This window comes from Bacteroidota bacterium (genome assembly GCA_039714315.1).
In the GTDB taxonomy this organism is placed as follows: domain Bacteria; phylum Bacteroidota; class Bacteroidia; order Flavobacteriales; family JADGDT01; genus JADGDT01.
Genome location: JBDLJM010000106.1, coordinates 1 through 11,136 on the forward strand (window position 1 = coordinate 1; position 11,136 = coordinate 11,136).

Here is an 11,136-nt window from a genome sequence, read left to right on the forward strand (position 1 = left end):
CGCATCCCTCTACATTGTGTTGAAAACATCAAAAAAGAAAAATGAATTTCCCTTTTTTTCTATTTATTCAAAGCGTGAGGGATAGAGCGGATACCCCGCAGGGAGCGGACACTGAGCGAAGTCGAAGTGTTAGCGACCGAGGAGTATGAGCGAAAGCCCGACCTGTCGATTACTTCTTTTTTTAGAAGTAATCGACAGGGCACGCCCAAATCCATCAAAAACAAACTACTTTTTCCTAAAAGCAATCAACATTACAACAAATGCAATTGAAGCAATTACACCCGTGACAGCAAGGCTGCTTGATGATAAATCTCCAAAATCAATATTTCCGATATTGTATACAACCAGCACTATTCCGGCCAAAATTAAATATAAACGCCACTTTTCCATTTAGGAATGAATTAAGCCTTGAATATTAGTTGTAAAAAGTTTAACTGCTATAGCGAGAAGAACAATTCCAAAAATCTTACGTATAACACTGATACCTGACTTTCCCAGTATTCTTTCAATCACATAGGATCGCTTTAACACAAAATAAACCAAAAATAAATTAAGAATAATTCCAATAACAATATTAATAGTATGGAGTTCTGCTTTCAGCGATAAAATAGATGTTAAACTACCCGCCCCGGCAATAAGAGGAAAAGCCAGAGGCACAATAGATGCTGTTTCGGGTTCTTCATCTCTGAATAGAGTAATTCCCAAAATCATCTCCAGAGCAAAGAAGAAAAATATAAAAGATCCGGCTACTGCAAAAGAATTTACATCAATTCCAATAAGTCGGAGAATAGATTCACCCACAAACAAAAATGATATCATTATAACACCTGAAACCAATGAAGCCTTTTCGGACTGGATATGACCTACTTTTGCCCTTAAATCCAAAATTAAAGGGATACTTCCAATAATATCAATAACCGCAAAAAGAACCATCGTGGCAGTTACAATTTCCTTTAAGTTTATTTCCAACATTACTCTTATAATTTATTAATCTACCGACAAAGATATATTTTAACTCCCTAAAGCTATGATTTTTTAAATTAAAAAACAGGCATTTATAACCTTTATAGTTTCGTATATCAATAATAGATTGATTTAGAGCATTCTTTAATTATATTTGCGGCATGATACAGATAGGTAAGACTCTTGTTTCGGAAGATATTATTGAGAAACAATTTGTTTGTAATATTGAAAAATGCAAGGGGGATTGCTGCATCCAGGGAGATGCAGGAGCTCCGCTTATTAAGGAGGAAATAAAAATACTTGAGGAAATTTTTGATAAGGTTAAACCTTTCATAAGACCTGAAGGTATAAAAGCAATTGAAGATCATGGTACGTGGACAAAAGATGAATTTGGCGAGTTAGTAACTCCCCTGATTGATGGAAAAGAATGTGCTTATACTGTTTTTGACAAAAACGGAATAGCAAAATGCGGAATTGAAGATGCTTACAATGCCGGTGAAATTTCATGGCGCAAACCCTCTTCCTGTCACTTATATCCAATCAGAATAACTGACTACTCAGAGTTTTCGGCTGTTAATTACCACAAATGGGACATCTGCTCTGATGCCTGTGAACTGGGCAGAGAACTAAAAGTTCCTGTATATAAATTTTTAAAAGATCCATTAATTAATAAATTTGGTAAAAATTGGTATATGGAACTTGAGCATGTAGCTGAAGAATATATTAAGCAGTTTGGAAAATAAAACATTATAACTTATGATGAACTGGGAAGACTTATTGTCATTGAAAAGATTCGGCGATAATAACAAACGACTGAGAAAAGAACAGGATGAAACCCGTTCGGGATTCGATGTTGATTACGACCGTGTAATTTTTTCAACGCCATTCAGAAACCTACAGGATAAAACGCAGGTAATCCCACTATCTAAAGGTGGATTTGCGCACACCAGACTTACACACTCCCTTGAAGTGTCGAGTGTTGGTCGTTCTTTAGGAAGACTAACAGGAAAGGAAATTCTAAGTCGTCATCCTCAGTTACAGGAAATTCATGGTTATAAATCATCTGACTTCGGAGCAATAGTTGCCGCAGCAGCATTGGCACATGATATTGGCAATCCGCCTTTTGGTCATTCAGGAGAAAAAGCTATTGGCGAATATTTCAAAACAGGAAACGGCAGAAAGTTTCAGATAGAACTAACTCCGGAAGAATGGATGGATCTGACAAATTTTGAGGGCAATGCAAATGGATTTCGCCTTCTGACCGATTCAAATCAAGGTGTTGAAGGAGGTGTGAGATTATCATACGCAACTCTGGGTGCATTTACCAAATACCCAAAAGAATCTCTTCCAAAATTTGAGAGTCCGATATCTGTTGTAGAAAAAAAATACGGTTTTTTTCAAACAGGAAAAGATGCTTTCGAAGAGATTGCAGATGATTTAAAACTAATGCGCTTTCGCGACAACAATCACAGCAACCGGGTTCGTCACCCACTGGCTTATTTGGTAGAAGCGGCAGATGATATTTGCTATTCCATCATAGATTTTGAAGATGGTTTGAACTTAGGTTTAATTCCCGAAGAATATGCGTTAGAATACCTTATTCCCATAGTTAAAAACAAGCTGATAAAAGAGAAGTATTTTCAAATGAAACTCGACTCTGACAGATATAGCTATTTAAGAGCTCTGGCAATTGGGGAATTAGTTGAAGATATTACAAATATTTTTCTTAAAAATGAAGACACAATATTAAATGGCACATTCAACAAATCGCTAATTGACCATAGTAAACACCGTGCAGCAGTAGAAGACATAAAGAAAATCACTATGGAGAGGGTGTATAAAAGCAGAAAAGTTATTGAAATTGAAGCTGCAGGATTTATTGTACTTGCAGGATTAATGGATATCTTCATCAATGCTGTCAACAATTTACACAATAACACTCCTACAAGTTACGATAAACTTACCCTGGATTTATTACCTACTGAGTTTATTGGAGAAAACAGAGTACCTGACTACAGTTTATATAAAAGAATATTAAATGTATGTGCTTATGTATCGTCTATGACCGATAGCTATGCGATAACACTATACAAGAAGCTTAAAGGAATTCAGCTACCTGAGTAGCGCTAAAAAAAATACTTTTCACATGGATAAAGCGATGAAAATCCTGGCCACTATTATACCGATGATAGTAGTTATAGGTTCGATATTAGAATATTTTCAAATTGAAAAAGCTAATATACTTACGGGTATTGGAGTACTGGCAATTATGTTTATTTTAATTCCTTTCTTCCTTTTTTGGCGATACGATAAAAAGCAAAAACGAAAATTGCTTGATTCTGAAAAAAAAGATTGATTCATTTACCCTGGCTGATTAAAGAAATAAACAACTTTAATAAAATCTTCACGATATTATTTTATGATTATCGCTAAATTGTAGGCTATATTATAAACCTTCAATTAAATTGCTATGGTGTACTTTCAAAAAGATTTTATTGATTTCTTCAAAGAACTTGCAGCAAATAACAATAAAGACTGGTTCGACACAAACAGAAAGCGATATGAGAATATTGTGAGGGAGCCTTTCAAATTATTTATCGGAAAAGTAATTGACGAAATTAATAAAGATGACAGTGCTATAAATTTAGATGTAAAGGATGCTATTTTTAGAATTAACAGAGATATAAGGTTTTCTAAGGATAAGACTCCATATAAGCTCCATGTTGGCGCAATAATTTCGCCACAGGGAAGAAAAGACAAAAGCGACCCCGGTATCTACATAGAACTAAATCCTGAACATCTTGGAATATTTGGAGGGGCATGGACTCCTGACAAAGTTCAACTGGATAAAATAAGAAAACATATCTCATCAAATCAGGCTGAATTTAAGAGTCTAATTTCAAACAAAGTTTTTTTGAAACACTTCCCCGAAGGTATAAAGGGAGAGAAAAACAAAAGACTTCCAAAAGAATTAGTGGAGAGTTCAAAGGAACAGGAACTAATTTTCAACAAGCAGTTTTATTATCAGGCTTTTATTGATCCTCGGGAAATAATTGGCGAAGATTTGTTAAAGATAATCTTAAACCATTATTTTGTTTCAAAACCAATTAACGACTTCCTCAAAACAGCTATTAATAACAATTAAATAAAACTCAAATTGAATTTCGACATAATTTACAACAGGGAAAACACAAGAGCAATTAAAATAGAACGCAAAAAAATTCTTTTTAAAACAGAAGATGTAATTCCTCTTTGGGTTGCCGATATGGATTTTGCAGTTGCTGATCCAATTCAGGAAGCCTTAAAAAACAGAATTAATCATCCTATTTTCGGCTATACTTTTCAAGATGATGAATTTTTCGATTCTATAGTTAACTGGCAACAAAAAAGACATAACTGGAGTATTTCCGAAAGATCAATTTCGGTAGTCAATGGTGTAATTCCTGCATTAGCATTATCTATACAGGCACTAACAGACGAAGGTGATAAAATAATGATCCAACCTCCGGTTTACCATCCTTTTTTCGAACTTATTAAAACAAACAAAAGGCAAATTGTAGAAAACCCGTTAATAAACTCAAATGGAGAATACTCTATAGATTTTGACGACATGGAGAGATCATTTGCCGATGGAGTTAAACTTATTATATTGAGTAACCCTCATAACCCGGTTGGTAAAGCCTGGACAAGTGATGAAATTAATAAACTTGTTTCATTATGTGTAAAGTACGATGTTAAAATTATCTCTGACGAAATTCATTCCGACCTGATAATGTCAGGCAAAAAACATATTCCGGTTGCTTCAACCTCAAAAGAAGCAGCAGACATTACAATTACATGTATGGCACCAACTAAATCGTTCAACATTGCAGGACTGGCCATTGCATATACAATAATAGAAAACCGTCATCTGAGGAAAGCATATAGAAACAAGCTAAATTCTCTTCATCTGTCACTCGGAAATACATTAGGCACAGAAGCTTTAATCGCGGCCTATAACCACGGTGAAGAATGGCTTGACTCTGCTATAGATTACATTAAAGAAAATACCAAGTATATTTTTGATTTTGTTGAAAATAATATACCGGAAATAAGTATCTCAAAAAATGAGGCAACATATTTATTATGGTTTGATTTCAACAAACTTGGATTAAATCACCAGGACTTAAAACAATTCCTAATTAATGATGCAAAACTTGGATTAAATCAGGGGAGTGAATTCGGAGAGCAAGGAAATGGTTTTGCGAGAATTAATGTTGCTACTTCGAGAATAATAATAGAAAAAGCTATGCAACAGCTTAAAGATGCTGTTGATAAATTAAAAAGTTAGTTAATTCCAAATAAACGAGTCCCACAAAATAATGATTTTTGTGGGACTCGTTTTTTGTCTTTATTTCTCCGAAACAATATTCAGCCAATCTTCTTCCAGACTTTTACCTTTCGGATACTCTACTATCCTGCCAATTTCTTTATTATCTCTATAAAATATAAATGTCGGAACATATTTAACATTAAGAGCACTTAAATCTACATCTCCCCCTGTTTTTTTCCTATCAACTGCGTAGTATTCAATATTTGTTTTATCGAATCCGGATTCTTTAACAATTTTTTGAAATGCCGGAACATTTATTTTAGAATCGCCACACCACGATCCGAAAACTACCTTTATCTTAATGTTTTCAGAATCGACAGCTATCTTAGCTGCTATACCCTTATCAACTTTATAATGTTCATAGTAGACATCTGCCTCATCGAAAACTGAATAATTTTTCAATCCTTCTTCATCAACTTTGCCAATTAAAATTTCCTTATTAATATCAGGATCCACTATCACCTTATTAATTTTTTCCTGTGAAGTGCAAGCGATTACTAAAAAAAGAATACTAAAAAATACCGGGTAACGCATTTGTTTTTATTATTGGTTATCAAACAAAATTACACAAAAATATGAACCAGATCATATTTTTGTGTAAATTACTTATCATACAAAATGTACTAATTAATGATCAGAAAACACAGGTTAGATCCGCAAATATGGGTAGATGAATACTCAGACAACATGTTCAGTTTTGCTGTTTCAAGAGTTAGTAAAAGTGATGTTGCAGAAGATTTAGTGCAGGATACTTTCCTGTCGGCCTTAAAGGGTAAAGACAATTTTAAGGGTAACTCTACCGAAAAAACATGGTTATACTCGATATTGAAACGTAAAATTATAGACTATTACCGTAAAGCTTCATCCAAACACGAACGCAATTTTAGTCAAATGAGCCCATTTGACGATAATAAAGACTGGTTAGGTCGTTGGAAAAATGAAAGAGTCCCCCAGAGTTGGGATAATACTAACGACGAACAATTCAACGTAGAAGAATTTTCAAAAGTTTTGAAAGAATGTGTTCAGGAACTGCCTGAAAAATATGCCAGAGTATTCGAACTAAAAACTATGCGTGGTTTTGAAACAGAGGAAGTGTGTAATGACCTCGATATTTCATCGTCTAATCTATGGGTGATATTACACCGTTCGAGGGTACAGCTAAGGGAATGTTTAGAGACTAACTGGTTTTTAGAAAAATAACAACTACTAATCCAAACAAAATTATGAATATCAAGAGAAGACTATATAAGATGATGATAAGTTGTGATCAGGCAACATTTTTATCAGACAAAAGTCAATATGAAGGTTTGAAAGTTAAGGATAAAATTAACCTTCATGCCCATCTCATGTCGTGCAAACCATGTAGCGAATATCATAAGCAGAATAAAATAATCACAGACAGAATTAAAAAAGTAAAAAAGTTTTCTCTCGAACATTCCAGAATTGACAAGCTATCGGAAGCAAAGAAACTTCAATTGAAACGTGAAATCGAAAAGTTTCTTTAAACAATCTGTAAGGTTTTTAAGATTCCCCCGACTATTACTACAAATAAATTACAAAAACTTTTAAAGTAGTTAATAACTTAAAAACATTACAAGATGAAAAATTTAAAGAAAGTAGCCCTGATTAGTTTTGCGACTATTACCGTAACGGCGATTACGTTCTTAAGCTCAGATTCTGAATTTAACGTTCTAAAATCTAACGACAAGGAAGAAGTTTCTGCTACAGATAATATTCAATTAGCAAGTATTGACTGGTCTGATTACGATATTAACACTGCAACAAGTACAGAAGGATCAGAAGCCGGAAAATGTGGTGAAGAAAAGAAAAAATCAGAAGCCAAGACCGAAACAAAGAAAGAATCTGAAAAATGCGGTGAAGGTAAATGTGGTGAAGGTAAGTGCGGCGATGACAAGAAAAAAGCTGAAACTAAGACAGAAAAGGAAACAGAAAAAAAATCCGAAAAATGTGGTACCGGAAAATGTGGTGTAGCATAATCACATAGGCTAAAATTAAAATCACCCTCTGTTTAATCTGTTTTTCAGAGATTTTTTTATGTCCAAAAAATAATACCAAATAAACATCAATACAACTATTATGAAAACTATTTATAATAATGCTGTAAATATATTAGGATCTTTAAAAGATATTCCTCTTTTAATAATAAGACTGGTTCTGGCATACGGATTTTACGAGCCGGCAATGATGAAAGTAAATAATATTGATGGAATTGTAGAGTGGTTCGAAAGTATGGGCTTACCATTTGCAAGATTAAACGCATATATGGCTACAGGGACAGAATTTGCAGGTTTTATACTACTGACTATAGGCCTACTTACCAGAGCCATATCAATTCCTCTGATTATTGTAATGATAGTAGCTATTAAAACTGTGCATTTAACAAATGGATTCCAGGCAGGGAACAATGGTTTTGAAATTCCACTATATTATATGATAATGTTATTTACCCTTTTAATATACGGTCCGGGAAAATTTAGTATTGATAAAGTGCTTAAAATAAAATAACTAATATCGGATAAAAAAAACCGCTATCCTTTACAGAATAGCGGTTTCTATTATTATTGAGAATTATTATTTCTTGTCAGCGTAAGTATAAATATTTTTATAATATTCATCAGCCATTCTATCAGCATCAAAGAAAGGAGCTACTTCATTCATTGAATTCATAACGATCTTATTCCATGCCTTACGATTCTTGTCTTTGTAGTAAGTAGGAATAATTTCATTTTCAAGAATATCGAATATTTTATCCATATCCTGAACATCCTGTTCGTACTTTGGAAGATTGATGTCGGTTACAGGCACAACATAGGAATTGTGTCCACTGTTTTCAGGAGTTGCAAACTCACATACCCAACCATCATAAGTTGAGAAATTAACCGATCCATTCATCGCTGCTGTCATCCCTGAAGTACCTGAAGCTTCACGTGTAACCCTTGGATTGTTCAACCATACATCAGAACCTTCTTTCATTTTCTTAGATAGCTTTAATTCATATCCTGTAAGTACAGCCATATTTTTATACTCTCTGCTCAAATGAACCAAACCGTTAAAAGTATTAACAGCACCATAATCTAACGGATAAGGCTTACCTCCCCAAATAATCTGAACAGGTTGCTCTACTCTTTCCATTAATCTACGGAAACGTTGTACATCTCTGGTAATTAATTCAGGTCTCTTATATTCAGCGAATCTTCTTGCCCAAACTATTGTTAAAACTTCAGGATCGAAAATTTTACCTGTTTGATCAGCTACCTCAGCAAACAATTTCTTTTTTAAGAATACCTTACGATCATCTAACCTATCAACATCCTTTGCTTTTCTGGCACTTTCAAGAACGTGATCAGCCCAATACTTTTTATTTTGGGCATTTGTTACATGAAGTATTGGTGCTATATTATCATAATCCTTCCACATATCGCGCGATACTTCACCATGAAGCTTAGAAACACCATTAGAAATATGACTTACACGTAAGGCAGCAAGTGAGTGGTTGAATACATCATCTTTAATCCCCGTAATTTTTCTTACCTCTTCAAGAGATAGTCCATTAAAGAAACTCATACTATTCAACAAATTAATATCGTGTTTTTCGTTACCCGCCTCTTCCGGTGTATGGGTTGTGAAAATCATTTTACTTTTTAATCTATCTAAATCTTTCCACTTACCATGTAAATGGAAAGCTGCAGAAAGTGCGTGAGCTTCATTTAGGTGATAAACATCCGGCTCGTAGTTAAGTTCATCCAACAACTTAGCTCCTCCAATACCCAAAATAATACTTTGAGCTATTTTAGCCTTAGGATCAGCATCGTATAAATTAAAGGTTGCCGATTGACTTAGGTAATCATTCTCCGGTAAATCCGTAGAAAGAAAGAACATTGGTACAGTTCCAAAAGTTTCGGGCTTCAAAAAATAGGCCTTTACCCATACAGGTGATCCACTAATCTGAACAGTAAACTTAATATTTGTATCTACTAGATAATCGTAATACTTGTTACGGAAAGTAGGCTCCATACATCTGTCTTCCTTACGCTCCTGATCGTAGTATCCTTTTTTCCAAAGAATTCCTATACCTATCACGTTTTGCTTTAAATCATAAGCACTACGCATGTGAGACCCGGCTAAGAAACCTAAACCTCCTGAGTAAATTTTTAAACTTTGATCAATAGCAAATTCCATTGAGAAATATGCAACGCTCTTCTCGTATTTCTTATTGATATTATATGGGTGTCTGTACGCTTCTGGTAAGTGTGACATTGTTCTAATTGTTTAATTAATTACTATTTTCCTCTCTGCTAAAATAAAGATTGTTTTGCTAGAATTTCAAAAGTGAGTGTATTTGTTACACTTACTTAACAACTGATGTAAAGTTACAAAAATCAACACATTACACTATAGCGCTATTAAATTAATTTACAAATGTTAAATTTCACTGTAAGTATTAGATTACAGGACCTCTTCCTGTTTATTAATTTGATCATGTTTTTAATGTTTAGATTAATTTGCCAAAGCTCTTCGTTTTCATAAAAAGACCGTAGATTTGCAAAATGGAATTTTTTGAGTTTCAATTACCCAATGGAATTAGGGTAGTTCACAAAAACGTTGATAGTCCAATAGCGCACTGCGGATTTATCTTAAATATTGGCACAAGAGATGAAATGGATAATGAGCAAGGTATTGCTCACTTCATAGAGCACACAATTTTTAAAGGAACTGCCAAAAGAAAAGCTTACCATATCCTATCCAGGTTAGACGATGTTGGCGGCGAAATAAATGCTTTCACTACCAGAGAAGACATAAGTATTTATGCCTCATTCTTAACCGAATACTACGAAAGAGCCATCGAACTTCTTTTTGATATTATGTTCTCGTCAACTTTTCCTGAAAAAGAATTAAATAAGGAAAAAGACGTAGTTATAGATGAAATATTCTCATATAAGGATAATCCGTCTGAATTGATATTCGATGATGTAGAGGCTATGATTTTCAGGGATCATCCAATTGGGAATAATATTTTAGGTAGCCCGGAAACAGTAAGATCTTTTAACAAAGAAAAAGTAATTAAGTTTTTGGATGAAACTTTCTCAACTGATGAATTGGTTTTTTCCTCTATCGGAAATATTTCAGAAAAAAAACTTAAACACTTAATCGAGAAATATGGCATCAACGTTCCAAAAAAACACCGCAACAGAAAAAGAATTCCAATAAATGAATATAAGCCCCGCTTTGTGGAAAAGAAGATGGATACATACCAAACTCACGCCATAATAGCAAACAGGGCTTACGATGCCAACCACCCAAAAGTAACGGCTCTTATTCTGTTGAATAATTTACTGGGAGGAACAGGTATGAACACAAGACTAAACCTCAACATCAGAGAAAAATACGGTTTTACATATAATCTGGAATCATTCTATACTCCTTATAGCGACACAGGTGTTTTTGGTATATATCTGGGAACTGATAAAGGAAGTGTTGAAAAAACCATAAAGCTTGTTTTTAAAGAAATGAAAACTCTAAGAGATAAACCATTAGGAGTTTTACAACTTAGCAAAGCAAAAAAACAACTTATTGGTCAGATGGCTATCGGACAGGAGAATAATGCAAATTCGATGTTGTCTTTTGGAAAAGCATTATTGACTTTCGGCAAAATAGAATCTTATGAATCTGTAATAGAAAAAATAAATGCGATAAGTGCAGAAGATATTCAGCAGGTAGCGCGGGAGGTATTTGATCCTTCGCAACTAACTACGCTTATCTATAGAGCGAAGTAATACTTT

At 34.0% G+C, this 11,136-nt stretch carries 14 protein-coding genes; 10 read left to right on the plus strand and 4 right to left on the minus strand.

What is annotated here, in order from left to right; translation table 11 throughout:
* Positions 1-225: 225 nt before the first annotated feature.
* Positions 226-390: a hypothetical protein gene (locus ABFR62_10405; GenBank protein ID MEN8138830.1), complete on the minus strand. Its 165-nt coding sequence runs from the start codon at positions 388-390 to the stop codon at positions 226-228.
* Entirely contained in the window at positions 391-972 is a 582-nt protein-coding gene (locus ABFR62_10410) for a MarC family protein (GenBank protein ID MEN8138831.1), read from the minus strand.
* 152 nt (positions 973-1,124) lie between these two features.
* Between ABFR62_10410 and ABFR62_10415 the strand changes: the two genes are divergently transcribed.
* The 5 genes from ABFR62_10415 to ABFR62_10435 all read left to right on the plus strand — a co-directional run bounded on the left by ABFR62_10415 (position 1,125) and on the right by ABFR62_10435 (position 5,293).
* Positions 1,125-1,706 carry a DUF3109 family protein gene (locus ABFR62_10415; protein ID MEN8138832.1) on the plus strand — a complete coding sequence of 194 codons (582 nt, stop codon included), beginning with the start codon at positions 1,125-1,127 and terminating at the stop codon, positions 1,704-1,706.
* Between the two features lie 16 nt (positions 1,707-1,722).
* Entirely contained in the window at positions 1,723-3,087 is a 1,365-nt protein-coding gene (gene dgt / locus ABFR62_10420; GenBank protein ID MEN8138833.1) for a dGTP triphosphohydrolase, read from the plus strand.
* Positions 3,088-3,109: 22 nt separating this feature from the next.
* Positions 3,110-3,319, plus strand: coding sequence for a hypothetical protein (locus ABFR62_10425; GenBank protein ID MEN8138834.1), 210 nt, complete (start codon positions 3,110-3,112; stop codon positions 3,317-3,319).
* 114 nt (positions 3,320-3,433) lie between these two features.
* Positions 3,434-4,108 (plus strand): DUF2461 domain-containing protein, encoded by a 675-nt coding sequence (locus ABFR62_10430; protein MEN8138835.1) that lies wholly within the window; start codon positions 3,434-3,436, stop codon positions 4,106-4,108.
* Positions 4,109-4,120: 12 nt separating this feature from the next.
* Positions 4,121-5,293, plus strand: a complete 1,173-nt coding sequence (locus ABFR62_10435) for a MalY/PatB family protein (protein ID MEN8138836.1) — start codon at positions 4,121-4,123, stop codon at positions 5,291-5,293.
* A 60-nt stretch (positions 5,294-5,353) separates the two neighbouring features.
* Here the strand turns inward: ABFR62_10435 and ABFR62_10440 are convergent, their stop codons facing one another.
* Positions 5,354-5,797 carry a thioredoxin family protein gene (locus ABFR62_10440; GenBank protein ID MEN8138837.1) on the minus strand — a complete coding sequence of 148 codons (444 nt, stop codon included), beginning with the start codon at positions 5,795-5,797 and terminating at the stop codon, positions 5,354-5,356.
* Positions 5,798-5,965: 168 nt separating this feature from the next.
* On the opposite strand from ABFR62_10440, the gene ABFR62_10445 reads away from it, so the two are divergent.
* The 4 genes from ABFR62_10445 to ABFR62_10460 all read left to right on the plus strand — a co-directional run bounded on the left by ABFR62_10445 (position 5,966) and on the right by ABFR62_10460 (position 7,861).
* Positions 5,966-6,535, plus strand: a complete 570-nt coding sequence (locus ABFR62_10445) for a sigma-70 family RNA polymerase sigma factor (protein MEN8138838.1) — start codon at positions 5,966-5,968, stop codon at positions 6,533-6,535.
* A gap of 23 nt (positions 6,536-6,558) precedes the next feature.
* Entirely contained in the window at positions 6,559-6,840 is a 282-nt protein-coding gene (locus tag ABFR62_10450; GenBank protein ID MEN8138839.1) for a hypothetical protein, read from the plus strand.
* 93 nt (positions 6,841-6,933) lie between these two features.
* Complete coding sequence (locus ABFR62_10455) at positions 6,934-7,332, plus strand: hypothetical protein (protein ID MEN8138840.1); 399 nt, start codon at positions 6,934-6,936, stop codon at positions 7,330-7,332.
* Between the two features lie 100 nt (positions 7,333-7,432).
* Positions 7,433-7,861 (plus strand): DoxX family protein, encoded by a 429-nt coding sequence (locus tag ABFR62_10460; GenBank protein MEN8138841.1) that lies wholly within the window; start codon positions 7,433-7,435, stop codon positions 7,859-7,861.
* A gap of 66 nt (positions 7,862-7,927) precedes the next feature.
* On the opposite strand, the gene glgP is transcribed toward ABFR62_10460, so the two are convergent.
* Positions 7,928-9,613 carry an alpha-glucan family phosphorylase gene (gene glgP / locus ABFR62_10465; GenBank protein MEN8138842.1) on the minus strand — a complete coding sequence of 562 codons (1,686 nt, stop codon included), beginning with the start codon at positions 9,611-9,613 and terminating at the stop codon, positions 7,928-7,930.
* Between the two features lie 290 nt (positions 9,614-9,903).
* Here glgP and ABFR62_10470 point away from each other — a divergent pair, with 290 nt between their 5' ends.
* Positions 9,904-11,130, plus strand: coding sequence for a pitrilysin family protein (locus tag ABFR62_10470; protein ID MEN8138843.1), 1,227 nt, complete (start codon positions 9,904-9,906; stop codon positions 11,128-11,130).
* Positions 11,131-11,136 lie beyond the last annotated feature (6 nt).